Here is a 25,807-nt window from a genome sequence, read left to right as displayed (position 1 = left end):
CCTCGCTTTGCTTAAAAGGAAACTCGATGACTCGTCTTCGTGCCATCTGTACCGCGGTTGCACTGGTTTGCGCCAGCGGCCAGGTGCTTGCCGATACCGCCAGCCACAACGCCAGTGCCGAAGCTTTCCTGACGCTGGCTCACGCTGACAAACTGGGCACTCCGGTGTACATGCAAGTGCAGCAAATGTTCGCTCAGCGCTTCGAGCAGACCAAAGCCCCTGAGGCCAAGAAAGCCGTACTGGAAACCTATCAGGCCAAGGCCAATGCCGCGCTGGACCAGGCCATCGGCTGGAACAAGCTGAAGCCGGACATGGTCAAGCTCTACACCAGTAACTTCAGCGAATCCGAGCTCAAGGATCTGGTTGCTTTCTACAAGTCGCCACTGGGCAAGAAAGTCCTGGAAAAAATGCCGCAGCTGACCCAGCAATCGGCGCAGATGACCCAGGGCAAACTGGAAAGCGCCGTACCGGTGGTCAACAAACTGCTCGACGACATGACCAAAGAGCTGACCCCTGCCGCTGCACCGGCCAAGAAGAAGTAAGCGGAGTTCGTGATGACCCTGCAACAACGCATCGAATCGACGCTGTCCCTGCTTCAGCCTGAGCATCTGCAAGTGCTGGACGAAAGCCACATGCACAGCCGCGGGTTACAGACCCACTTCAAGGCTGTGGTGGTCAGTGCGCAGTTCGAAGGCCTGAACCGGGTCAAGCGCCACCAGAAAGTCTACGGCACGCTCGGCGAGCTGATGGGCGAGTTCCATGCGTTGGCGCTGCACACCTACACCCCGCGGGAATGGGCAGAGACCGGCGCCGCCCCGGCGTCGCCGACCTGTGCCGGCGGTAGCAAACACTGATTTTGGATGTGGCGGGATTGTGTGGCGAGGGGATTTAGCGAAACGTCGCACCGCCCCGTTGGGTGGCGAAGCAACCCTAAACCCATTCAGCCCCGTTCCTTCTGCCAGGACCGTGGTTACAGGGTTTACGACTGCTGCGCAGCCGAACGGGGATAAATCCCCTCGCCACAGGTTCTGTGTTGTCACAGGCATTTCAGTAAATCCAAAACACATCATGTTTTTGCTAGAATCCGCAACGCGCCGCTTAGCCGGCGCGTTTTTTTTGAATCCGGTTCACCCTTTGCGAGGGTAGCCACCTGGAGAAATACCCATGACACAACCGATTGTCGTGGCGGCACTGTACAAGTTCGTCACCCTCGAAGATTACGTCAACCTGCGCGAGCCACTGCTGCAAGCGATGGTCGACAACGGCATCAAAGGCACTCTGCTGATCGCCGAAGAAGGCATCAACGGCACGGTCTCCGGCACCCGCGAAGGCATTGACGGCCTGCTCGCCTGGCTGAAGAACGATCCACGCATGGTCGACATCGACCACAAGGAATCGTACTGCGACGAGCAGCCGTTCTATCGCACCAAGGTCAAGCTGAAAAAAGAAATCGTCACCCTGGGCGTCGAAGGCGTCGACCCGAACAAAAAGGTCGGCACCTACGTTGAGCCGCAAGACTGGAATGCGCTGATCAGCGATCCGCAAGTGCTGCTGATCGACACGCGCAACGATTACGAAGTGTCGATCGGCACCTTCGAAGGCGCCATCGATCCGAAAACCACCAGTTTTCGCGAGTTTCCCGACTATATCAAAGAACATTTCGACCCGGCCGTGCACAAGAAGGTCGCGATGTTCTGCACCGGCGGTATTCGTTGCGAGAAAGCCTCGAGCTACATGCTCGGCGAAGGTTTCGAAGAGGTTTATCACCTCAAGGGCGGCATCCTGAAGTACCTCGAAGAAGTGCCGCAGGAAGAGACCAAGTGGCGCGGCGACTGCTTCGTCTTCGACAACCGCGTGACCGTGCGCCACGACTTGACGGAAGGCGACTACGATCAATGTCATGCCTGCCGTACGCCGGTCAGCGTTGAAGATCGCGCGTCCGAACACTACGTGGCCGGCATCAGTTGCCCGCATTGCTGGGACAAGCTCAGCGAGAAAACCCGCCGCAGCGCCATCGATCGGCAAAAGCAGATCGAACTGGCCAAGGCGCGCAACCAGCCGCACCCGATCGGCTACAACTATAAGCAAGCATCCACCGAGGCTTAACCATGTCCGCGCGCCTGCTCTATGTGATGGATCCGATGTGTTCCTGGTGCTGGGGGTTCGCTCCGGTGGCCAAGGCACTGGTCGAGCAGGCGCAGGCCGCCGGAGTCGAGCTGCATCTGGTAGTCGGCGGTTTGCGCACCGGCAGTGGTTCGGCGCTGGAGCCGACCACGCGGCGCTACATTCTGGAGCACTGGCAAGCGGTCACCGAGGCCACCGGCCAGCCGTTCAGATTCGATGGCGCGTTGCCTGACGGTTTTGTCTACGACACTGAGCCGGCCTGTCGCGCCATCGTCACCGCGCGCAGTCTGGCGCCGGATTGCGCATGGACACTGGTCGGGCTGATCCAGCAGGCGTTTTACGCTGAAGGCCGCGATGTCACCCAGGCCAGCGTGCTGGTTGAGCTGGCCGAACAGGCCGGGGTGCCGCGCATCGAGTTTGCCGAGCATTTTGATCACGCCGATCAGCACAAAGCGACTCAAGCCGATTTCAGCTGGGTGCAGGATCTGGGCATCGCCGGGTTTCCGACCCTGCTGGCCGAGCGCAACGGCCAACTGGCGCTGTTGACCAACGGCTATCAACCGCTCAGCGAGCTGTCGCCGTTGCTCGGCCGCTGGCTGGAGCGTGCGGCCTGTGTCTGATCTGGCCGATGACACGCCAGCCGTAAAGCGTATCGACCGGCTGAGCTGGGCGGAAGTCCGGCGGCTGGCGCTGCATCACAAAAAATCCCTGTGGATCGCCAACGGCGTGGCCGTGCTGGCGACGCTGTGCAGCGTGCCGATCCCTTTGCTGCTGCCATTGTTGGTCGACGAAGTCCTGCTCGGCCACGGCGATGCTGCGTTGAAAGTCATGAATCATTTCCTGCCGACCATGTGGCAGCAGGCGGCGGGCTATATCGGCCTGATGCTGTTGGTGACCCTGACCTTGCGTTGCGGCGCCCTGTGTTTTGGCGTGTTGCAATCACGGCTGTTCGCGCGACTGGCCAAGGACATCGTCTATCGCATTCGCGTGCGTCTGATCGAGCGGCTCAAGCGCATCTCCCTCGGTGAATACGAAAGCCTGGGCAGCGGCACGGTGACCACGCATCTGGTCACCGACCTGGATACCCTCGACAAGTTTGTCGGTGAAACCCTCAGTCGTTTTCTGGTGGCAATGCTGACCCTGGTCGGCACCGCGAGCATTCTGATGTGGATGCACTGGAAGCTGGCGCTGTTGATCCTGCTGTTCAATCCGCTGGTGATCTACGCCACGGTGCAGTTGGGCAAACGCGTCAAGCACCTGAAGAAGCTTGAGAACGACAGCACCTCGCGCTTCACTCAGGCGCTGAGCGAAACCCTCGATGCGATTCAGGAGGTGCGTGCCGGCAACCGTCAGGGGTATTTCCTCGGCAGGCTCGGATTGCGTGCACAGGAGGTGCGCAACTACGCGGTCAACTCGCAGTGGAAAACCGACGCCTCCAATCGTGCCAGTGGCTTGCTGTTCCAGTTCGGCATCGACATCTTCCGCGCCGCAGCGATGCTCACCGTGCTGTTTTCCGACCTGTCGATCGGGCAGATGCTCGCGGTGTTCAGTTACCTGTGGTTCATGATCGGCCCGGTGGAACAACTGCTCAATCTGCAATACGCCTATTACGCGGCGGGCGGGGCGCTGGCGCGGATCAACGAGCTGCTGGCGCGCGCCGACGAGCCGCAGTACCCGGGCGGTGTCGATCCGTTCAAGGGACGCGACACCGTGGGCATCGAAGTGCAGGGCCTGAGTTTCGGTTATGGCGACGAATTGGTGCTGGATCAGATGAACCTGTCCATTGCGCCCGGTGAAAAAGTCGCGATCGTTGGCGCCAGTGGCGGCGGCAAAAGTACCCTGGTGCAACTGCTCCTGGGGCTGTACACACCGTTGGCCGGGAGCATCCGTTTCGGCGGTTCGACCCAGCAGGAAATCGGCCTGGAGACGGTCCGCGAGAATGTCGCGGTGGTGCTGCAGCATCCGGCGCTGTTCAACGACAGCGTGCGCGCCAACCTGACCATGGGCCGGCCCCGTACTGACGAAGCGTGCTGGCAGGCGCTGGAGATCGCGCAAATGGCCGCGACTATCCGGGCATTGCCCGATGGCCTCGACAGCATCGTCGGGCGTTCCGGTGTGCGTTTGTCGGGCGGCCAGCGGCAACGGCTGGCGATTGCGCGGATGATTCTCGCCGAACCGCGGGTGGTGATTCTCGACGAAGCCACCTCGGCCCTTGATGCGGCCACCGAGTACAACCTGCACCAAGCGATGGCGAAGTTTCTCAATGGCCGCACCACGCTGATCATTGCCCATCGCCTGTCGGCGGTGAAACAGGCGGACCGGGTGCTGGTGTTTGACGGCGGGCAGATCGCCGAGGACGGCGACCATCGCCAACTGATTGCCGACGGCGGTCTTTACGCCAAGCTCTACGGCAACTTGCAACAGCACTGATCGAAACACTTGCTGGCCTGTCAGACGTTCTACGCGTGGTGTAAAGCCGCGCCTTGCCTTGCGCGAGAACCCCACCTAGTCTCGTCATAGCGATTTCGTCCGGAAGGCGAGCGGGCAGTGCTCATGCAAGGAATCTCATGAAGCAAAAGCAGACTCTGGGAACACCACGGTTGTTGGGCATCGTCTGGCCTTTTATTGCTGTCGTGGTGTTTCAGGCGTTATTGGGCGGCGTGAGTCTGTACGTGCTCTCGGCCGTTCGCGGTTATGTTGCCGGCGAAAGCCTGTGGTCCAAGGGCCAGAAAGATGCCATCTATTATCTGAACCTCTACGCCGATAGCCGGGACGAGGCGATTTACCACAAGTACCTGACGGCGATTGCCGTGCCTCAAGGCGGGCACCAGTTGCGTCTGGCGCTCGACCGCCAGCCGCCGGACCTGCCTGCCGCGCGCGAGGGCATTCTCAAGGGCGGCAATCACCCCGACGATGTCTCCAGCCTGATCTGGCTATACCTCAATTTCCGTCATTTCAGTTATCTCGAAACCGCGATCGATCGCTGGACCGTTGGCGACGCCTATCTCGACCGATTGCATGAAGTTGCGCAGGAAATGCATCAGCGCATCACCCGCAATGAAGCGACCTCCGGCGATGTTCAGCGCTGGAAAGTGCAGATCTTCTCCATCAACGACGCGGTGACGCCGGCCGCCAGGGCGTTCAGCGATGCCTTGGGCGAAGGGTCGCGGGTCATCATGCGTTTGCTCTTGTTCATCAACCTGGCCACTGCGCTGGGGCTGATCGTGCTGGCGCTGTGGCGCACGCACAAGCTGCTCAAGCAACGGCACGCGTTTGCCCAAGCGCTGCAACTGGAAAAGGATCGCGCGCACATCACGTTGCAATCAATTGGCGATGGCGTCATCACCACGGACGTCAGCGGTGCGATCGATTACATGAACCCCGCTGCCGAAGCCATGACGCACTGGAAGGCCGAGCAGGCTGCGGGTCTGCCACTGGCCGCGTTGTTCAATCTGCTCGATGACAACGCCCAGACCGAAGGCCTGACGCTGATCGAACACATCCTCAGCGGTCAGCTCAGCGGCGGCAGCGAACATTCGAAGCTGATCCAGCGCCTGGATGGCAGCACTGTGTCGGTCACGCTGGTGGGCGCGCCGATCCGCAACGCCGGCAAGGTCAGCGGCACGGTGCTGGTGTTGCACGACATGACCCAGGAGCGGCAGTACATTGCCAACCTGTCCTGGCAGGCCACCCACGATGCGCTGACCGGGTTGGCCAACCGCCGGGAATTCGAGTATCGCCTGGAGCAAGCGCTGCACAACCTTACGCGCCAGGCGGGGCGGCACGCGTTGATGTTCCTCGATCTGGACCAATTCAAGCTGGTCAACGACACCTGCGGCCATGCGGCGGGCGATGAGCTGTTGCGCCACATCTGTACGCTGTTGCAGTCGGGCTTGCGCGAGGGCGACACCCTGGCGCGGCTGGGCGGCGATGAGTTCGGCATTCTGCTGGAAAACTGTCCACCGGACGCTGCGGAAAAAATCGCCGAAAGCCTGCGCCAGACAGTACAGAATCTGCATTTTGTCTGGAAAGGGCGGCCCTTCCTGACCACTGTCAGTATCGGCCTGGTGCACATCACCCAGGCGCCGACCACGCTCGAAACGTCGCTGCGGGCGGCCGATATGGCGTGCTACATGGCCAAGGAAAAAGGCCGCAACCGCGTGCAGGTCTATCATGCCGACGATTCCGAACTGTCGCTGCGCTTTGGTGAAATGGCCTGGGTGCAGCGTCTGCACATGGCGCTGGAAGAGAACCGCTTCTGTCTGTACGCCCAGGAAATCGCGCCGCTCAAGCAACAGGACGGCGAGCGCGGGCACATTGAAATTCTCTTGCGTCTGCATGATGAGTCCGGGCGAATGATTTTGCCTGACAGTTTTATTCCCGCCGCCGAACGTTATGGCTTGATGAGCCAGTTAGACCGTTGGGTGGTGCAGAACGTATTTAAGGTTATTGCTCAATGTATTGCCGAGGAACATCAAGAACCCTTGGCAATGTGTGCGATTAATCTGTCAGGCATTACTATAGGAGATGACGCCTTCTTGCACTTTCTGCGCGAACAGTTTGTTAACTACGCTATACCGCCTGAAATGATTTGTTTTGAAATTACTGAAACCAGTGCTATTTCAAATTTAGGCAGTGCAATTAGATTTATTAATGAACTCAAAGGCTTAGGTTGTTACTTCTCGCTGGATGACTTTTGTGCCGGAATGTCTTCATTCGCTTACTTGAAACATTTGCCTGTAGACTTCCTGAAGATCGACGGGAGTTTCGTCAAGGATATGCTGGACGACCCGATTAACCGGGCTATGGTCGAAGTGATCAATCACATCGGGCATGTCATGGGGAAGCGGACAATTGCCGAGTTTGTTGAAACTGTCCAGATCGAACAGGCGTTGCTTGAAATCGGTGTGGATTACGCTCAGGGTTATGTCATCGAGCGTCCGCAATTGTTTACCTGTGACAGTTTGCGCAGTCGCCCCGCCAGGCCGCAGCCGCTGTTATTCAAAGCGCCTGGTACGTTCCGTTGAAGTCTCTCGCCGATCCTTGCCATCACAACTCAAAAGGAGCCGAACAGTGATCGACACATTCAACCGAGCCGGACCGCTCATGGAAGCCGCCAGTTATCCCGCCTGGGCACAACAGTTGATCCAGGATTGCAGCGAGAGCAAACGCCGGGTTGTCGAGCATGAACTTTATGTGCGCATGCGTGACAACAAACTCAGCGCTAAAACCATGCGTCAGTACCTGATCGGGGGCTGGCCGGTGGTCGAGCAGTTTGCGCTGTACATGGCGCAGAACCTGACCAAGACCCGCTTCGCCCGACATCCGGGCGAAGACATGGCCCGGCGCTGGCTGATGCGCAACATTCGTGTCGAACTCAATCACGCCGATTACTGGCTGAACTGGAGCCGGGCGCACGGTGTGAGTCTGGAGGATCTCCAGGCGCAACAGGTGCCGCCGGAGCTGCACGCCTTGAGTCATTGGTGCTGGCACACCAGCGCTGCCGACTCGCTGATCGTGGCCATCGCGGCGACCAACTATGCGATCGAGGGCGCGACGGGCGAGTGGTCGGCGCTGGTCTGCTCAAGCGGCGTCTATGCGGCGGCGTTCCCCGAAGAGGAGCGCAAGCGGGCGATGAAGTGGTTGAAGATGCACGCCCAGTACGACGATGCTCATCCGTGGGAAGCGCTGGAAATCATCTGCACCCTGGCCGGGATGAACCCGAGCAAGGCCTTGCAGGCCGAGTTGCGCCAGGCGATTTGCAAGAGCTACGACTACATGTACCTGTTCCTGGAGCGGTGCATGCAGCTCGAAACCTCTGAGCGTCTGCTGGTCAATCGGGAGCGCAGAACTGTCGTCGAGAGCTGAACTTCAAAGCGATGGATAACTATGTAGGAGTGAGCCTGCTCGCGATAGCGGTGTGTCAGTCGATAAATTTATTGTCTGATACGCCGAATCGCGAGCAGGCTCACTCCTACAATTGCTGTGTGGTGGTCGAAAAGGGTTATCCCGCCATTGCCAGGCGGTTACGCCCCTCGCGTTTAGCCACATACAGCGCACTGTCGGCGCGACGCAGCAAGCTGTCAGCCGACTCGCCCGGCAGCAAGGTTGAGCAGCCAAGGCTCACCGTCAGTTCAATCAATTGTCCATCGGCGTAGTACTCCGCCGCCTGCGTCGCGTAGCGCAGACGCTCGCCGACCATCGCCGCCGCCTCCCGGCTGGTGTTCGAGAGCAGGACCAGAAATTCTTCGCCCCCATAACGGAACACCATGTCGACGTTGCGCAGTTGCGCCTTGATCGTCGCGGCGATCGCCTTGAGCACATCGTCGCCCGCGCTGTGGCCGTGACTGTCATTGACCCGTTTGAAATGATCGATATCGAGCATCAGCACCGACAACGGTTGCTGATGGCGGCGCGACATATCGATCTCGCGCTGCAAGGTCTGCTCCATCGCAATCCGGTTACCGGCACCGGTCAGCGGGTCGCGCAGGGCGCTCTGGGTGGCGGCGCGATAAAGCAGGGCGTTGCGCATCGGATAAAGAAGGGATGACAGCAGGGATTCGAGGTCGCCTTGTTCCTTGTCGTTGAAGCGCTGGTTGCGGCGAAACACCAGTTCGCCCATCTGCTCACCTTCGTGACTGAGGCTGTAGCTGAGCGAGTGGTGACCGCGCGTGCCGAACTCAAGGCGCAGGTCGCTTGCCTGATGCACATAACTCAGGGCATCGAGCGGTACCAGGCGTTGGGCTTCGCGGAAAAACAGGCCAAGGATGCGTTGCGGCTCAAGGCTGGTTTGCAGCTGCAGGCTCATTTGCTGGCGCAGTTGCGCAAGACTGGCCGGGCGCTCCAGCAGAGGGGGCAACTGACCAAAGCCCAGGCGCTGCAATTTGGCACTGTCAAAGTCAATTGCATGGGTCTGGGAGGGTGGTTTCATATGGCGTGAGCCCCTAAGCAGTAAATCTGTCTTACAGGCTGGGTGAGAGCGGCTGTGGGCTGCGCGTCATACTGATCCATCAGTCCCATAGGACGTTTGGCGTAAGTTTAGTCTGCCTGATCACGATGAGTCAGCTATCGAAATCGGCCTTGCCCGACTGCCTTCACACGGCATGCTTTGAAGGAAGTTAGAGCGAAAGTCGTGCCATTCGGTTCGCTTTTATTTAAACCCTTTCGAATCAGTTAGTTGGCAACGAAGTGTCAAGAGAGGTGGTGGGAAATTGACTGATTTGTGACGCGCGGATCCGGCAAATGTTCGCCGCGGCAGGAATCTGCCGCGGCAACAAAAGCGACGTGTGGCACTACTGGGCGTTGAAAGCCTGGCCGTTTATCCCGGTACTGTCAGGCCCCATCAGGTACAGGTACACCGGCATGATCTCTTCCGGCGTCGGGTTGTTCAGCGGGTTTTCCCCCGGATAGGCCTGGGCGCGCATGCTCGTGCGAGTCCCGCCGGGGTTGATGCTGTTGGAGCGCACCGGTGCCACGCCCTCGACTTCATCGGCCAGGGTTTGCATCAAGCCTTCGGTGGCAAACTTCGACACGCCGTAGGCGCCCCAATAAGCGCGGCCCTTGCGTCCGACGCTGCTTGAGGTGAACACCACTGAAGCGTCCTGCGAAAGCTTGAGCAACGGCAGCAAGGTGCTGGTCAGCATGAACATGGCGTTGACGTTGACCTGCATGACGCGCATGAAATTGTCGCCGGACAGTTGCTCGATGGGCGTGCGCGGACCAATGATCGAGGCGTTGTGCAGCAGACCGTCGAGATGGCCGAACTCGGTTTCGATCATCGCCGCCAGCTCATCGTACTGATGGGGCAGGGCGGTCTCGAGATTGAACGGAATCACCGCCGGTTGCGGATGGCCCGCCGCTTCGATCTCATCGTAGACCTGCGTCAGATTGGCTTCGGTCTTGCCCAGCAGCAACACGGTCGCGCCGTGGGCGGCGTAGGTTTTCGCCGCGGCCGCACCGATGCCACGCCCGGCACCGGTGACCAGAATGACCCGATCCTTGAGCAATTCGGGACGAGCGGTGTAATCAAACATAAAAACCTCACAATCCATTTCGTGAAGACCTGCTTCGCCTGTAGTGAGGGGATTTTCCCCCTTCAGCGGCGAAGCCGTCGCAAAACCTGCCTGTCATATCATGCGGATGAAAGCGGGGGCCGCTTCGCAGCCCAGCGGGGATAAATCCCCTCGCCACAAGGGCATCCTGCAACAGTCAGGTCAGCAACTGCAAAGCGCGCTGTCGAGCACTTTGCGCAACTCCAGCGGATGATCCACCACCACGTCCGCGCCCCAATGCCGCGGGTTGTCGTCCGGGTGAATGTAGCCATAGGTCACCGCCGCCGTTTTGGTCCCGGCGTCGCGGCCCGACTCGATATCGCGCAGATCATCGCCGATAAACAGCACGGTCGACGGATCCAGATCAAGCATCTTGCACGCGAGGATCAGCGGCTCCGGATCCGGCTTGCTGTTCTTCACGTGGTCGGGGCAAATCAACAGCGCCGAGCGCTCGGCCAGTCCCAGCCGTTGCATGATCGGCTCGGCGAAGCGCACCGGTTTGTTGGTGACCACGCCCCAGATCAGGTTGGCGCTCTCGATGTCGGCCAGCAGCTCGGCCATGCCGTCGAACAGTTTGCTGTGCACCGCGCAGCCGACTAGATAGCGCTCGAGAAACTCCTGGCGCAGCTCCTCGAAACCCGGCGACTCCGGGTCCATGGAAAAGGTCACCGCGACCATGGCTTTGGCGCCGCCGGAAATCTCGTCGCGGATGTGCTTGTCATCGATCGGCGGCAGGCCGCGATCCGCGCGCATCGCCTGACAGATGGCGATGAAATCCGGCGCCGTGTCGAGCAGGGTGCCGTCCATGTCGAAAAGTACCGCTCTGATCGCCATCGGCTTATTCCTCGCGCAGGGTCTGGATCATGTAGTTGACGTCAACGTCGTTGCCCAACTTGTAGTGCTTGGTCAGCGGGTTGTAGGTCAGGCCGATGATGTCTTTGACGGTCAGGCCGGCCATGCGGCTCCAGGCACCGAGCTCGGACGGGCGGATGAATTTCTTGAAGTCGTGGGTGCCGCGCGGCAACAGCTTCATGATGTATTCGGCGCCGATGATGGCGAACAGGTACGCCTTCGGGTTGCGGTTGATGGTCGAGAAAAACACCTGGCCGCCCGGTTTGACCATGCGGAAGCAGGCGCGAATCACCGAGGATGGATCCGGCACGTGTTCGAGCATCTCCAGGCAGGTGACGACGTCGAACTGCTCGGGCATTTCTTCGGCCAGGGCTTCGGCGGTGATCTGCCGGTATTCGACGCTGACACCGGATTCCAGCTGATGCAGTTGCGCGACCGCCAGTGGCGCTTCGCCCATGTCGATGCCCATCACGGTGGCGCCGCGTTGCGCCATGGCTTCGCTGAGGATGCCGCCGCCGCAGCCGACGTCGAGGACTTTCTTGCCGGCCAGATTGACCCGCTCGTCAATCCAGTTGACCCGCAGCGGGTTGATGTCGTGCAGCGGTTTGAATTCGCTTTCGCGGTCCCACCAGCGATGGGCCAGGGCTTCGAATTTGGCGATTTCGGCGTGGTCGACGTTGCTCATGGTGTATTCCTCTGAAACTTCAAAAGGGCTGTCGCCGCGGCATGCAGGCCGGGGCGTTTACGATTCGGTGTGGCCGCTGATCCGCTGGCCCCAGGCGCGGGCGGTGGCGCCAAGCTGTTGTTCGTCCATACGGGTCAGACGCCGGTCGTCGAGCAACTGTTTGCCGGCGACCCAAAGGTCTTTCACGCAATCGCGACCGGTGGCATATATAAGCTGCGACACCGGGTCATAGACCGGTTGCTGCGCCAGGCCGGACAGGTCGAACGCGACGATATCGGCGGCTTTGCCGATCTCCAGCGAGCCGACTTGCGTTTCGATGCCCAGTGCCCGCGCGCCATTGAGCGTGGCCATGCGCAGTGCGCGATGGGCATCGAGCGCCGTGGCCGAGCCGGCGACGGCTTTGGCCAGCAGGGCGGCGGTGCGGGTTTCGCCGAGCAGGTCGAGATCGTTGTTGCTCGCCGCGCCATCGGTGCCGACTGCAACATTGACCCCAGCCTGCCACAAACGCTCGACCGGGCAGAAGCCGCTCGCCAGCTTGAGGTTAGATTCCGGGCAGTGGATCACGCTGCTGTTGCTTTCTACCAGCAAGGCCAGATCGTCATCGCTGATCTGGGTCATGTGCACGGCCTGGAAGCGCGGCCCGAGCAAGCCCAGGCGAGCGAGGCGCGCCAATGGGCGTTCGCCGGTCTGCTCGATAGCTTGCTGCACCTCGAACGCGGTTTCATGCACGTGCATGTGAATCGAGGCGTCCAGTTCCTCGGCGATCACCCGGATTTTTTCCAGGTTCTCGTCGCCGACGGTGTAGGGTGCATGGGGGCCGAAAGTGACCTTGATGCGCTCGTGGTGCTTGAGGTCGCCGAACAACTCGACGCCCTGACGAATGGCTTCGTCGGCGCTGCTGGCGCCCGGAATCGGGAAGTCGAGGATGGGAATGGCGATCTGTGCGCGAATGCCGCTGTTATGCACGCGTTCGCTGGCGACTTTCGGGAAGAAGTACATGTCCGAGAAGCATGTGATGCCGCCCTTGATCTGCTCGGCGATCGCCAGGTCGGTGCCGTCGCGGACGAAGTCTTCGTCGACCCATTTGCCTTCGGCCGGCCAGATGTGGTTTTCCAGCCAGGTCATCAGCGGCAAGTCATCGGCCAGGCCGCGGAACAAGGTCATCGCCGCATGGCCATGAGCGTTGATCAGTCCGGGCGCCAACAAGACATCCGGCAATTCGAGGATTTGCGTGGCGTTACACTTCAGCGCTTCGGCGCGCGGGCCGATAAACACGATGCGACCGTCGCGGATACCCAGGCCGTGCGCCTTGAGCACCACGCCTGCGGGTTCGACGGGGACCAGCCAGGTCGGCAGCAATAACAGGTCGAGCGCAATGGCAGGTTTCGGCATCGAGGGTCGGTTCCAGTGCTTTTGTAAAGGATGGCGAAGTATACCCGAGCGTCTTCGCGGGGGGATCGCTATAATCGGCGGCTTTTGTTCATGAGTGCGGGGTGTGGGATGCGCGATCGACTGTTGGCTGCGGAGAAAGTGAAGGCCATCGATTGGCGTGATGGCGCGCTGCACCTGCTGGATCAGCGTATTTTGCCGTTCGAGGAAACCTGGATTGCCTACACCAGCGCCGCCGGCGTGGCCGAGGCGATTCGTTCGATGGTCGTGCGCGGCGCGCCGGCCATTGGCATCAGTGCCGCCTACGGTATTGTCCTCGCCGCGCGGGCACGGATTGCCGAAGGGGGCGACTGGTATGCGGCCCTGGAGGAGGATTTTGCCTTGCTGGCCGATTCGCGTCCGACCGCGGTCAATCTGTTTTGGGCGTTGAATCGCATGCACGACCGCCTCGATCGGCTCAAGGACAATGTCGATCCGCTGGTGGCGCTGGAAGCAGAAGCCATCGCCATTCATGAAAGCGACCGCGAAGCCAACCTGACCATGGCCCAACTGGGCGTCGATCTGATCCGCAAGCATCAGGGCAATGCCCAGGCGATTCTGACCCACTGCAATACGGGCGCGCTGGCCACTGGCGGTTTTGGTACGGCGTTGGGGGTAATTCGTGCCGCGTTTATCGAAGGCATGGTCGAGCGTGTTTACGCCGATGAAACCCGTCCATGGCTGCAGGGTTCGCGCCTGACCGCGTGGGAACTGGCCAATGAAGGGATTCCGGTGACGCTGAACGCCGACGCCGCCGCCGCGCACATCATGAAGACCAAGGGCGTGACCTGGGTGATCGTCGGGGCTGACCGCATCACCGCCAATGGCGATGTGGCGAACAAGATCGGCACCTACCAACTGGCGGTCAACGCCATGCACCACGGTGTGCGCTTCATGGTCGTGGCACCGAGTTCGACCATCGACATGCATCTGGCCAGCGGCGACGACATTCCGATCGAGGAGCGCGACGGTGCCGAGTTGCTGGAAGTCGGCGGCAAGCGCGTCGGTGCGGACGTTGAGGCATTCAACCCGGTATTTGATGTCACCCCGGCGGACCTGATCGACGCGATCGTCACCGAGAAAGGCATCGTCGAGCGCCCGGACACGGCGAAAATGGCCCAGTTGATGTGCCGCAAGCGCCTGCATTGAAGGGCTGTGGCGTCTGCAGGGACGCCATCGCGAGCAGGCTCACTCCTACAATTTTGTGTCGAACGCAAATCCTGTAGGAGTGAGCCTGCTCGCGATGAGGCCAGAAAAGTCAATAAACAACCCCAAACCAGGCCAATATTTCACATTCAAAGAAGCTCTAAGCCTCTCTCGTCCCCCTCAAGCCTGTCACCGGTCAACTAACTATGCTCCATGCGCATCTGGGGGATAGGTGCGTGGCGGCCTTTGTGATAACATCCGGCGTTTTCCGAGGCAGCTCCACGGAGCTGTCTTTACTGCGCAAATCCACTCTCCAGATTGTTGATTTGTCGTAAGTCGGCGCATGGCACTCGGCCGGCCCCGACGAGCTTCGTTGCTCCCAAATGGATATGACGAAGTTTCACCAGAAAAAGGAATCAGGCTTCTCATGGGCGAACTGGCCAAAGAAATCCTCCCGGTCAATATCGAAGACGAGCTGAAACAGTCCTACCTCGACTACGCAATGAGCGTGATCGTCGGCCGTGCACTGCCGGATGCGCGCGATGGCCTCAAGCCCGTGCACCGTCGCGTACTGTTCGCGATGAGCGAGCTGGGCAACGACTTCAACAAGCCGTACAAGAAATCTGCCCGTGTCGTCGGCGACGTGATCGGTAAGTATCACCCGCACGGTGACACCGCCGTGTACGACACCATCGTTCGTATGGCCCAGCCTTTCTCCCTGCGCTACCTGCTGGTTGACGGCCAGGGCAACTTCGGTTCGGTCGACGGTGACAACGCCGCGGCGATGCGATACACCGAAGTGCGCATGACCAAACTGGCGCACGAGCTGCTGGCTGACCTGCACAAGGAAACCGTGGATTGGGTGCCGAACTACGACGGCACCGAACTGATCCCGGCGGTCATGCCGACCCGCGTGCCGAACCTGTTGGTCAACGGTTCCAGCGGTATCGCCGTGGGCATGGCGACCAACATTCCGCCGCACAACCTCGGTGAAGTCATCGACGGTTGCCTGGCCCTCATCGACAATCCCGAGCTGACCGTCGATGAGCTGATGCAATACATCCCCGGTCCGGACTTCCCGACTGCCGCGATCATCAACGGTCGCGCCGGCATCATCGAAGCCTACCGCACCGGTCGCGGCCGCATTTACATGCGTGCCCGCTCGATCATCGAAGACATCGACAAGGTCGGTGGCCGTCAGCAGATCGTTATCACCGAACTCCCTTACCAGTTGAACAAGGCGCGTCTGATCGAGAAGATCGCCGAGCTGGTGAAAGAGAAAAAGCTCGAAGGCATCACCGAACTGCGCGACGAGTCCGACAAGGACGGTATGCGCGTCGTGATCGAGCTGCGTCGCGGCGAAGTGCCTGAGGTCATCCTCAACAACCTCTACGCCCAGACCCAGCTGCAATCGGTGTTCGGTATCAACATCGTTGCGCTGATCGACGGCCGCCCGCGCATCCTCAACCTCAAGGATCTGCTGGAAGCCTTCGTCCGTCACCGTCGCGAAGTGGTCACCCGCCGTACCGTGTTCGAACTGCGCAAGGCGCGCGAGCGTGGCCACATCCTCGAAGGCCAGGCCGTTGCCCTGTCGAACATCGACCCGGTGATCGCCCTGATCAAAGCCTCGCCAACTCCGTCGGAAGCCAAGGAAGCGCTGATCAGCACGCCTTGGGAATCCTCGGCTGTGGTGGCGATGGTTGAACGTGCCGGTGCTGATTCGTGCCGTCCGGAAAACCTCGATCCGCAATATGGCCTGCGCGAAGGCAAGTACTTCCTCTCGCCAGAACAGGCCCAAGCGATTCTGGAATTGCGCCTGCACCGTCTGACCGGTCTTGAGCACGAGAAGCTGCTGGCCGAGTATCAAGAGATTCTCAACCAGATCGGCGAGCTGATCCGCATCCTCAACAGCGCCGTGCGCCTGATGGAAGTGATCCGCGAAGAGCTGGAAGTGATCCGCGCCGAATATGGCGACCAGCGCCGCACCGAAATTCTCGATGCGCGTCTGGACCTGACCCTGGGTGACATGATCCCGGAAGAAGAGCGCGTCGTGACCATTTCCCACGGTGGCTACGCCAAGACCCAGCCGCTGGCTGCGTACCAGGCACAGCGTCGTGGCGGTAAAGGCAAGTCGGCCACCGGCGTCAAGGATGAGGACTACATCGCTCACCTGCTGGTCGCCAACAGCCACACCACGCTGTTGCTGTTCTCCAGCAAGGGCAAGGTGTACTGGCTCAAGACCTACGAGATTCCGGAAGCGTCCCGCGCTGCCCGCGGTCGTCCGCTGGTCAACCTGCTGCCATTGAGCGAGGGTGAATACATCACCACGATGCTGCCGGTCGATCTCGAAGCGATGAAGAAACGCGCTGACGAGGAAGAGGCCGAAGGCGTCGAGGCTGACGTTGAAGAAATCGAAAACAGCAACGAGACCGACGAAGAGCGTCGCGCCCGGATCAAGGCTGCCGACCGCAAGAAGGCACCGTTCATCTTCATGTCGACCGCCAACGGTACCGTGAAGAAAACTCCGCTGGTGGCCTTCAGTCGTCAGCGCAGCGTCGGCCTGATCGCGCTGGAGCTGGACGAAGGCGACATTCTGATTTCCGCCGCGATCACCGATGGCGAGCAGGAAATCATGCTGTTCTCCGACGGCGGCAAGGTCACGCGTTTCAAGGAATCCGAAGTACGCGCCATGGGCCGTACCGCTCGCGGTGTGCGCGGCATGCGTCTGCCAGAAGGGCAGAAGCTGATTTCCATGCTGATCCCGGAAGAAGGCAGCCAGATCCTCACCGCTTCCGAGCGTGGTTATGGCAAGCGCACTGCGATCACCGAGTTCCCTGAATACAAGCGTGGCGGACAGGGCGTAATCGCCATGGTCAGCAATGAGCGCAACGGCCGTCTGGTCGGCGCGGTTCAGGTGCAGGACGGTGAAGAGATCATGCTGATCTCCGATCAGGGCACGCTGGTGCGCACCCGTGTCGACGAAGTGTCGAGCCTGGGCCGTAACACTCAAGGCGTCACGCTGATCAAACTGGCCAAGGATGAAACCCTGGTCGGTCTGGAGCGGGTTCAGGAGCCTTCGGAAGTCGAAGGTGAAGAGTTCGAGGGTGAAGAGGGCGAGGAATTCGAGGGCACCGTCGGCATCGACGATGCTGGCGAAGACCAGCAACTCGACGCCGCAGCTGACGAAGAACCGCAAGAATAAGCGGACAAACAAGGGGGCGGATGAGAATTCGCCCCCTTGTTATTTGTCCGGTATGAAATATCGTCAGGCACGGATATTCCCTTGTAGGAGTGAGCCTGCTCGCGATAGCGGTGTGTCAGTCAACGCATGTTTATGTGACACACCGCTATCGCGAGCAGGCTCACTCCTACACTGGAAAGCGTTTCATCGCCGTTCCAGTGTCGACGGTCGATACGATTTAATGCGTGATATCAAATCAGAGCGAGATTGGATGTGAGCAAGCGAGCCTATAACTTCTGCGCCGGTCCTGCGGCGTTGCCTGAAGCTGTCCTGCAGCGCGCCCAGGGTGAACTCCTTGATTGGCACGGCAAGGGTCTGTCGGTCATGGAAATGAGCCATCGCAGCGATGAGTTCGTGTCCATCGCGACCCAGGCCGAGCAGGATCTGCGTGACCTGCTGAATATCCCGTCGAACTACAAAGTGCTGTTTCTGCAGGGTGGCGCCAGCCAACAGTTTGCGCAGATTCCCCTGAACCTGTTGCCGGAGGGCGGCGCGGCCGACTATATCGACACCGGTATCTGGTCGCAGAAAGCCATTGAAGAAGCCTCGCGCTACGGCCACGTCAATGTCGCCGCGACCGCCAAGCCTTACGACTATTTCGCCATTCCGGGCCAGAACGAGTGGAACCTGTCGAAAGACGCCGCTTATGTTCACTACGCGCCAAACGAAACCATCGGCGGTCTGGAATTCCAGTGGATTCCGCAAACCGGTGACGTTCCGCTGGTGGCTGACATGTCTTCGGACATCCTCTCGCGTCCGGTCGATATCTCGCGTTTCGGCATGATCTACGCCGGCGCGCAGAAGAACATCGGCCCGAGCGGCATCGTCGTCAACATCATCCGCGAAGACCTGCTTGGCAAGGCCCGCGCGCTGTGCCCGACCATGCTCGACTACAAGGTCGCGGCGGATAACGGCTCGATGTACAACACTCCGCCAACCCTGGCCTGGTACCTGTCCGGTCTGGTGTTCCAGTGGCTGAAAGAGCAGGGCGGCGTCGAAGCGATCGCCAGGCTCAACGACGTCAAGCAGCGAACGCTATACGACTTCATCGACGCCAGCGGCCTCTACAGCAACCCGATCAACAAGTCGGATCGCTCGTGGATGAACGTACCGTTCCGTCTGGCTGATGATCGTCTGGACAAGCCGTTCCTCGCCGGTGCTGACGCGCGCGGCTTGCTCAACCTCAAGGGCCACCGCTCCGTGGGCGGCATGCGCGCTTCTATCTATAACGCCGTCGACATCAACGCCGTCAACGCGCTGGTGGCGTACATGGCTGAATTCGAGAAGGAACACGGCTGATGTCCGAGCAAGAACTCAAGGCACTGCGCGTTCGCATCGACGCTCTGGACACTAAAGTTCTGGAGCTGATCAGTGAGCGTGCGCGTTGCGCCCAGGAAGTCGCGCGAGTAAAGATGGCCTCGCTGGCCGAAGGCGAAGTGCCGGTGTTCTATCGTCCCGAGCGCGAAGCTCAGGTGCTCAAGCGGGTGATGGAGCGCAATCAGGGGCCGCTGGGCAACGAAGAGATGGCGCGCTTGTTCCGCGAAATCATGTCCTCGTGCCTGGCGCTGGAGCAGCCACTGAAAGTGGCCTATCTCGGCCCTGAGGGCACCTTCACCCAAGCGGCCGCGATGAAGCATTTCGGTCATGCCGTGATCAGCAAGCCGATGGCGGCGATCGACGAAGTGTTCCGCGAAGTGGCAGCCGGTGCGGTGAATTTTGGCGTGGTGCCGGTGGAAAACTCCACCGAAGGCGCGGTCAACCACACCCTCGACAGCTTCCTCGAGCACGACATGGTGATCTGTGGCGAAGTCGAGCTGCGTATCCACCATCACCTGTTGGTGGGTGAAAATACCAAGACCGATAGCATCAGCCGTATTTACTCCCACGCACAGTCGCTGGCCCAGTGCCGCAAGTGGCTGGACGCGCATTATCCGAATGTCGAGCGCGTGGCGGTGTCGAGCAACGCCGAAGCGGCCAAGCGGGTGAAGGGCGAGTGGAACTCGGCGGCGATCGCCGGCGACATGGCGGCGGGCCTGTATGGCCTGACCCGTCTGGCCGAGAAAATCGAGGATCGCCCGGATAACTCGACGCGTTTCCTGATGATCGGTAATCAGGAAGTGCCGCCGACCGGCGACGACAAGACTTCGATCATCGTGTCCATGAGCAACAAGCCCGGCGCGCTCCACGAGCTGCTGGTGCCGTTCCATGACAATGGCATCGACCTGACCCGCATCGAGACCCGGCCGTCGCGCAGCGGCAAATGGACCTATGTGTTCTTCATCGACTTTGTCGGTCATCACCGTGATCCGTTGATCAAAGGTGTGCTGGAAAAGATCAGTCAGGAAGCAGTAGCACTCAAAGTGCTGGGTTCCTACCCGAAAGCAGTTCTCTAAGGGGCTAGCAAATGAGTGGCAACTTCCTCGCTCTGGCACAGCCGGGCGTGCAACAACTGTCGCCGTACGTTCCGGGCAAGCCTGTGGACGAACTGGCGCGTGAGCTGGACCTGGATCCGGCGAAAATCGTCAAACTGGCGAGCAACGAAAACCCGCTGGGCGCCAGCCCGAAAGCGCTGGCGGCGATCCGTGAAGAACTGGCCGAGCTGACGCGTTATCCGGACGGCAACGGTTTCGCCCTGAAATCGCTGCTGGCCGAGCAGTGCCGGGTCGAGCTGAATCAGGTCACGCTCGGCAATGGCTCCAACGACATTCTTGAGCTGGTCGCCCGCGCCTACCTGGCGCCGGGCCTGAATGCGGTGTTCAGCGAACACGCCTTCGCGGTGTATCCGATTGCGACTCAAGCGGTCGGCGCACAAGCCAAAGTGGTTCCAGCCAAAAACTGGGGGCATGACCTGCCGGCGATGCTGGCGGCCATCGATGCCAATACCCGTGTGGTGTTCATCGCCAACCCCAACAACCCGACCGGCACCTGGTTCGGCGCCGAAGCCCTGGACGAATTCCTCCAGGACGTTCCCGAGCATGTGCTGGTGGTGCTGGACGAGGCCTACATCGAGTACGCCGAAGGCAGCGATCTGCCTGACGGTCTGGATTTTCTCGCCGCTTACCCGAACCTGCTGGTGTCGCGAACGTTCTCCAAGGCTTATGGCCTGGCCGCGCTGCGTGTCGGTTATGGCTTGTCGACGCCTGTGGTGGCGGACGTGCTGAATCGGGTTCGCCAGCCGTTCAACGTCAACAGTCTGGCCCTTGCGGCGGCTTGCGCGGCGTTGAAAGACGAGGAGTATCTGGCGCAGAGCCGTCAGCTCAACGAGTCTGGCATGCAGCAGTTGCAAGCGGGCTGCCGTGAGCTGGGTCTGGGCTGGATCGAGTCCAAGGGCAACTTCATTTGCGTCGACCTTGGTCAAGAAGCCGCTCCGGTTTTTCAGGGCTTGTTGCGCGAAGGCGTGATCGTGCGCCCGGTCGCTAACTACGGCATGCCGAACCACCTGCGCGTGACCATCGGACTGCCGGCGGAAAACAGCCGTTTCCTCGAGGCGCTGCGCAAGGTTCTGGCTCGTGGTTGATGTCACTGCACTGCAACCTGCTGCACCTATGATCGGTCGCCTGGTGGTGGTCGGTCTGGGCTTGATCGGTGGTTCGTTTGCCAAGGGCTTGCGCGAAAGTGGCGTGTGCCGCGAAGTGGTCGGGGTCGATCTCGACCCGCAATCGCGCAAGCTCGCGGTTGAATTGGGTGTGGTTGATCGCTGTGAGGATGACTTGGCGCTGGCCTGTGTCGGCGCGGATGTGATTCAGCTGGCGGTGCCGATTCTGGCCATGGAAAAACTGCTCGCGCGTTTGGCTGTGATGGATCTGGGGCAAGCGATCCTTACGGATGTCGGCAGTGCCAAAGGCAACGTGGTGCGCGCCGCGACCGAAGCGTTCGGTGGCATGCCGGCGTGCTTCGTGCCGGGGCATCCAATCGCCGGTTCCGAGCAGAGCGGTGTGGAAGCCTCGAATGCCGAACTGTTCCGTCGCCACAAAGTAATCCTCACGCCGCTTGAGCAGACCGATCCCGTCGCGCTGGCAGTGGTTGATCGTCTGTGGCGCGAATTGGGGGCCGATGTCGAGCATATGCAGGTCGAGCGTCACGACGAAGTGCTGGCCGCGACCAGCCATCTGCCGCACCTGCTGGCCTTTGGTCTGGTCGATTCGTTGGCCAAGCGCAATGAAAATCTGGAGATCTTCCGTTACGCTGCCGGTGGTTTTCGCGATTTCACAAGAATCGCCGGAAGCGACCCGGTGATGTGGCACGACATCTTTCTCGCCAATCGCGAGGCTGTCCTGCGCACACTCGATACATTTCGCAGCGACCTCGACGCCTTGCGCGACGCGGTCGATGCAGGGGATGGGCACCAATTGTTGGGCGTCTTCACGCGCGCCCGGGTTGCCCGCGAGCATTTCAGTAAAATCCTGGCCCGCAGGGCCTATGTGGACGCTATGAATTCCAACGATCTGATTTTCCTGGCTCAACCTGGTGGCCGCCTGTCCGGTCGGATTCGCGTACCGGGTGACAAATCGATTTCCCACCGTTCGATCATGCTCGGCTCGCTGGCCGAAGGCGTCACCGAAGTCGAAGGCTTCCTTGAGGGCGAAGATGCCCTGGCGACCTTGCAGGCGTTTCGCGACATGGGCGTGGTCATCGAAGGCCCGCACCACGGCCGCGTGACCATCCACGGTGTTGGCCTGCACGGCCTGAAGCCTGCGCCGGGCCCGATCTATCTGGGCAACTCCGGCACCTCGATGCGTCTGCTGTCCGGCCTGTTGGCGGCGCAGAACTTTGACTGCACCCTGACCGGCGACGCTTCGCTGTCCAAGCGTCCGATGAATCGCGTGGCCAATCCATTGCGCGAGATGGGCGCGGTGATCGAAACCGCCGCTGAAGGTCGTCCGCCGATGACTATCCGTGGCGGGAACAAGCTCAAGGGCCTGACCTACACCATGCCGATGGCCAGCGCCCAGGTGAAATCCTGCCTGCTGCTCGCCGGTCTGTACGCTGAAGGCAAGACCACCGTCACCGAACCGGCGCCGACCCGTGACCACACCGAGCGCATGCTGCGTGGCTTCGGCTACCCGGTCAGCGTCGACGGTGCCACGGCCTCGGTCGAATCCGGCGGCAAACTCACCGCGACTCATATCGAGGTGCCGGGCGATATCTCGTCTTCGGCGTTTTTCCTGGTGGCGGCGTCGATTGCTGAAGGCTCGGAGCTGGTGCTTGAGCACGTCGGCATCAATCCGACCCGTACCGGCGTGATCGACATCCTGCGTCTGATGGGTGCCGATATCACTCTGGAGAACCAGCGCGAAGTCGGTGGCGAGCCAGTGGCTGACTTGCGCGTGCGGGCAGCTAAACTCAAAGGTATCGAGATTCCCGAAGAACTGGTTCCGCTGGCGATCGACGAATTCCCGGTCCTGTTCGTCGCGGCTGCATGTGCTGAAGGCCGCACCGTGCTGACCGGTGCCGAAGAACTGCGGGTCAAGGAATCGGATCGCATTCAGGTCATGGCGGACGGTTTGCTGGCGCTGGGCGTCAAGTGCGAGCCGACCCCGGACGGCATCATCATCGACGGCGGCCAGATCGGCGGCGGTGAAGTGCATGGTCATGGCGACCACCGTATCGCGATGGCCTTCAGTGTTGCCTCGTTGCGCGCGACTGCACCGATCCGCATTCACGATTGCGCCAACGTCGCAACCTCGTTTCCCAACTTCCTCGCGCTGTGCGGGCAGGTCGGTATTCGTGTGGCACAAGAGGCTCAGTCGTGAAAAACATTGCACCGGTCATCACCATCGACGGGCCAAGCGGCTCTGGCAAAGGCACGGTTGCCGGGATTCTGGCCAAACGTCTGGGCTGGAATCTGCTGGATTCCGGTGCGCTTTATCGCCTGCTGGCGTTCGCGGCGCACAACCATGGTGTCGACCTGACCAATGAAGAACTGCTGAAGAAGCTTGCCGCTCATCTGGATGTTCAGTTCATTGCGGCGACCGAAGGTCAGTTGCAGCGGATCATTCTGGAAGGCGACGAAGTCAGCGATGTCATCCGCACCGAGAGCGTTGGTTCCGGCGCTTCGCAAGTGGCTGCGCTGCCTGCCGTGCGCGAGGCACTGCTGCAGCGCCAGCGTGCATTCCAGGAAGCGCCGGGCCTGGTCGCCGATGGCCGTGACATGGGTACGGTGGTTTTTCCTGATGCACCGCTGAAGATTTTCCTCACTGCCAGTGCCGAGGAGCGGGCGCGCCGTCGATATTTGCAGTTGAAGGGTAAAGTCGAGGGTGTTAGTCTGTCGAGTCTGCTAGATGAGATCCGTGCACGCGATGAGCGTGACACCCAGCGCGCAGTAGCCCCGCTCAAGCCGGCGGCCGACGCGATACAGCTGGATTCCACGGAGCTTTCCATCGATCAGGTGCTTGAACGCATCATGAGTGAGATCGCCATTCGCGATCTCGCCGGGTGACCAAGAGGGTCGCAGGGGACCAGTCATAGTCCTGCGATGCTTCTTTTAAATGAAACTAACCCACACCGTCTGGGGTGTGGAGATGGGCGTTTACTTCGCCCTCATCTACAGGAATTAAAATGAGCGAAAGCTTTGCGGAACTCTTTGAAGAAAGCCTGAAAACCCTGAACCTTCAGGCAGGCTCCATCATCACCGGTGTTATCGTTGATATCGATTACCAGGCTCGCTGGGTAACCGTTCACGCTGGTCTGAAGTCTGAAGCACTCATCCCGCTTGAGCAGTTCTACAACGATGCTGGCGAACTGAACATCAACGTTGGTGATGAAGTTCACGTTGCTCTGGATTCGGTTGAAGACGGCTTTGGCGAAACCAAGCTGTCCCGTGAAAAAGCCAAGCGCGCTGAATGCTGGATCGTTCTGGAAGCAGCCTTCGCAGCCGAGGAAGTGGTCAAGGGCGTTATCAACGGTAAGGTTAAAGGCGGCTTCACTGTCGACGTTAACGGCATCCGTGCGTTCCTGCCAGGTTCCCTGGTTGACGTCCGTCCAGTGCGCGACACCACGCACCTGGAAGGCAAAGAGCTGGAATTCAAGGTCATCAAGCTGGACCAGAAGCGCAACAACGTTGTCGTTTCCCGTCGCAGCGTCCTCGAAGCCGAGAACTCCGCCGAGCGTGAAGCTCTGCTGGAATCCCTGCAGGAAGGCCAGCAAGTCAAAGGTATCGTCAAGAACCTCACCGATTACGGCGCATTCGTCGATCTGGGTGGCGTGGACGGCCTGCTGCACATCACCGACATGGCCTGGAAGCGCATCAAGCATCCTTCCGAGATCGTTAACGTTGGTGACGAAATCGACGTCAAGGTTCTGAAATACGATCGCGAACGCAACCGTGTTTCCCTGGGCCTGAAGCAACTGGGCGAAGATCCATGGGTTGCTATCAAAGCCCGTTACCCAGAAGGCACTCGCGTAACCGCTCGTGTTACCAACCTGACCGACTACGGCTGCTTCGCTGAGCTGGAAGAAGGCGTTGAAGGTCTGGTACACGTTTCGGAAATGGACTGGACCAACAAGAACATCCACCCTTCGAAAGTCGTACAAGTCGGCGACGAAGTGGAAGTCATGGTTCTGGACATCGACGAAGAGCGTCGTCGTATCTCCCTGGGCATCAAGCAGTGCAAGTCGAACCCATGGGAAGACTTCTCTGGCCAGTTCAACAAGGGCGACAAGATCTCCGGCACCATCAAGTCGATCACCGATTTCGGTATCTTCATTGGTCTGGACGGCGGCATCGACGGTCTGGTTCACCTGTCCGACATCTCCTGGAACGAAGTGGGCGAAGAAGCCGTACGTCGTTTCAAGAAGGGCGACGAGCTGGACACCGTCATCCTGTCGGTTGACCCAGAGCGCGAGCGCATCTCCCTGGGCATCAAGCAACTGGAAAGCGATCCGTTCTCCGAGTACGTCTCGGTTAACGACAAGGGCGCTATCGTGACCGGTACCGTGAAAGAAGTTGACGCCAAAGGCGCCATCATCGTTCTGGCCGACGACATCGAAGCTACCCTGAAAGCCTCCGAAATCAGCCGTGACCGCGTTGAAGACGCGCGCAACGTTCTGAAAGAAGGCCAGGAAGTTGAAGCCAAGATCATCAGCGTTGATCGCAAGAGCCGCGTAATCCAGCTCTCGATCAAGTCGAAAGACGATGCTGAAGAGAAAGAAGCCATCCAGAGCCTGAAAGCGGCTCCGGAAGGCGAAGCAGCCGACACCACCATGGCGGCACTGCTGCGTCAAGCAATGGCCAAACAGAACTGAGTTCTGCTTGATCATTAAAAAGGGCGACTTCGGTCG

Annotated in this window: 20 protein-coding genes; 15 read left to right on the top strand and 5 right to left on the bottom strand. The window is 60.1% G+C overall.

Going from position 1 to position 25,807, the window contains the following annotated elements; translation table 11 throughout:
* Positions 1-26 precede the first annotated feature (26 nt).
* The 7 genes from HU765_RS15925 to HU765_RS15895 all read left to right on the top strand — a co-directional run bounded on the left by HU765_RS15925 (position 27) and on the right by HU765_RS15895 (position 7,992).
* A complete protein-coding gene (locus tag HU765_RS15925; RefSeq protein WP_186547026.1) occupies positions 27-542 on the top strand; it encodes a DUF2059 domain-containing protein in 516 nt (171 codons plus the stop codon).
* Positions 543-554: 12 nt separating this feature from the next.
* Entirely contained in the window at positions 555-854 is a 300-nt protein-coding gene (locus HU765_RS15920) for a BolA family protein (protein ID WP_186621625.1), read from the top strand.
* Positions 855-1,164: 310 nt separating this feature from the next.
* A complete protein-coding gene (locus HU765_RS15915) occupies positions 1,165-2,106 on the top strand; it encodes a rhodanese-related sulfurtransferase (RefSeq protein WP_186621624.1) in 942 nt (313 codons plus the stop codon).
* 35 nt (positions 2,107-2,141) lie between these two features.
* Positions 2,142-2,744 (top strand): DsbA family protein, encoded by a 603-nt coding sequence (locus tag HU765_RS15910; RefSeq protein ID WP_186547170.1) that lies wholly within the window; start codon positions 2,142-2,144, stop codon positions 2,742-2,744.
* Positions 2,737-4,554 (top strand): ATP-binding cassette domain-containing protein, encoded by a 1,818-nt coding sequence (locus tag HU765_RS15905; RefSeq protein WP_186621623.1) that lies wholly within the window; start codon positions 2,737-2,739, stop codon positions 4,552-4,554. The genes HU765_RS15910 and HU765_RS15905 overlap by 8 nt, the downstream gene beginning before the upstream one ends.
* 137 nt (positions 4,555-4,691) lie before the next feature.
* On the top strand, positions 4,692-7,151 hold the full coding sequence (locus HU765_RS15900; RefSeq protein ID WP_186621621.1) for an EAL domain-containing protein: 2,460 nt from the start codon (positions 4,692-4,694) through the stop codon (positions 7,149-7,151).
* Positions 7,152-7,197: 46 nt separating this feature from the next.
* Complete coding sequence (locus HU765_RS15895) at positions 7,198-7,992, top strand: iron-containing redox enzyme family protein (protein ID WP_186621620.1); 795 nt, start codon at positions 7,198-7,200, stop codon at positions 7,990-7,992.
* 136 nt (positions 7,993-8,128) lie between these two features.
* On the opposite strand, the gene HU765_RS15890 is transcribed toward HU765_RS15895, so the two are convergent.
* The 5 genes from HU765_RS15890 to HU765_RS15870 all read right to left on the bottom strand — a co-directional run bounded on the left by HU765_RS15890 (position 8,129) and on the right by HU765_RS15870 (position 13,104).
* The gene (locus HU765_RS15890; RefSeq protein WP_186547032.1) at positions 8,129-9,055 is read right to left on the bottom strand and encodes a GGDEF domain-containing protein; all 927 of its coding nucleotides are present in this window, start codon (positions 9,053-9,055) and stop codon (positions 8,129-8,131) included.
* Positions 9,056-9,416: 361 nt separating this feature from the next.
* Complete coding sequence (locus HU765_RS15885; RefSeq protein WP_186621619.1) at positions 9,417-10,157, bottom strand: YciK family oxidoreductase; 741 nt, start codon at positions 10,155-10,157, stop codon at positions 9,417-9,419.
* A gap of 180 nt (positions 10,158-10,337) precedes the next feature.
* Positions 10,338-11,009, bottom strand: a complete 672-nt coding sequence (mupP, locus tag HU765_RS15880; RefSeq protein ID WP_186547034.1) for an N-acetylmuramic acid 6-phosphate phosphatase MupP — start codon at positions 11,007-11,009, stop codon at positions 10,338-10,340.
* A 4-nt stretch (positions 11,010-11,013) separates the two neighbouring features.
* A complete protein-coding gene (gene ubiG, locus HU765_RS15875; protein WP_186547035.1) occupies positions 11,014-11,712 on the bottom strand; it encodes a bifunctional 2-polyprenyl-6-hydroxyphenol methylase/3-demethylubiquinol 3-O-methyltransferase UbiG in 699 nt (232 codons plus the stop codon).
* 57 nt (positions 11,713-11,769) lie between these two features.
* The gene (locus HU765_RS15870) at positions 11,770-13,104 is read right to left on the bottom strand and encodes a TRZ/ATZ family hydrolase (RefSeq protein WP_186621618.1); all 1,335 of its coding nucleotides are present in this window, start codon (positions 13,102-13,104) and stop codon (positions 11,770-11,772) included.
* 108 nt (positions 13,105-13,212) lie between these two features.
* On the opposite strand from HU765_RS15870, the gene mtnA reads away from it, so the two are divergent.
* The 8 genes from mtnA to rpsA all read left to right on the top strand — a co-directional run bounded on the left by mtnA (position 13,213) and on the right by rpsA (position 25,771).
* Positions 13,213-14,289 carry an S-methyl-5-thioribose-1-phosphate isomerase gene (gene mtnA, locus HU765_RS15865; protein ID WP_186621617.1) on the top strand — a complete coding sequence of 359 codons (1,077 nt, stop codon included), beginning with the start codon at positions 13,213-13,215 and terminating at the stop codon, positions 14,287-14,289.
* Between the two features lie 424 nt (positions 14,290-14,713).
* On the top strand, positions 14,714-17,488 hold the full coding sequence (gene gyrA / locus HU765_RS15860; protein WP_186621616.1) for a DNA gyrase subunit A: 2,775 nt from the start codon (positions 14,714-14,716) through the stop codon (positions 17,486-17,488).
* A 252-nt stretch (positions 17,489-17,740) separates the two neighbouring features.
* Complete coding sequence (gene serC, locus HU765_RS15855; RefSeq protein ID WP_186621615.1) at positions 17,741-18,826, top strand: 3-phosphoserine/phosphohydroxythreonine transaminase; 1,086 nt, start codon at positions 17,741-17,743, stop codon at positions 18,824-18,826.
* Positions 18,826-19,920: a prephenate dehydratase gene (gene pheA / locus HU765_RS15850; protein WP_016770924.1), complete on the top strand. Its 1,095-nt coding sequence runs from the start codon at positions 18,826-18,828 to the stop codon at positions 19,918-19,920. The genes serC and pheA overlap by 1 nt, the downstream gene beginning before the upstream one ends.
* 11 nt (positions 19,921-19,931) lie before the next feature.
* Positions 19,932-21,044 (top strand): histidinol-phosphate transaminase, encoded by a 1,113-nt coding sequence (gene hisC / locus HU765_RS15845; RefSeq protein WP_186621613.1) that lies wholly within the window; start codon positions 19,932-19,934, stop codon positions 21,042-21,044.
* 28 nt (positions 21,045-21,072) lie between these two features.
* Positions 21,073-23,280 carry a bifunctional prephenate dehydrogenase/3-phosphoshikimate 1-carboxyvinyltransferase gene (locus HU765_RS15840; protein ID WP_238344712.1) on the top strand — a complete coding sequence of 736 codons (2,208 nt, stop codon included), beginning with the start codon at positions 21,073-21,075 and terminating at the stop codon, positions 23,278-23,280.
* Positions 23,277-23,966 (top strand): (d)CMP kinase, encoded by a 690-nt coding sequence (gene cmk / locus HU765_RS15835; protein WP_186621611.1) that lies wholly within the window; start codon positions 23,277-23,279, stop codon positions 23,964-23,966. Before HU765_RS15840 ends, cmk begins: the two co-directional genes overlap by 4 nt.
* A 119-nt stretch (positions 23,967-24,085) precedes the next feature.
* Positions 24,086-25,771, top strand: coding sequence for a 30S ribosomal protein S1 (gene rpsA / locus HU765_RS15830; RefSeq protein WP_016770920.1), 1,686 nt, complete (start codon positions 24,086-24,088; stop codon positions 25,769-25,771).
* Positions 25,772-25,807 lie beyond the last annotated feature (36 nt).

This window comes from Pseudomonas sp. SWRI81, from assembly GCF_014268545.1.
GTDB classification, from domain to species: Bacteria; Pseudomonadota; Gammaproteobacteria; order Pseudomonadales; family Pseudomonadaceae; genus Aquipseudomonas; species Aquipseudomonas hamedanensis.
Note: the sequence above shows the minus strand (reverse complement) of the source record. Positions and strands in the feature narration are given on the sequence as shown.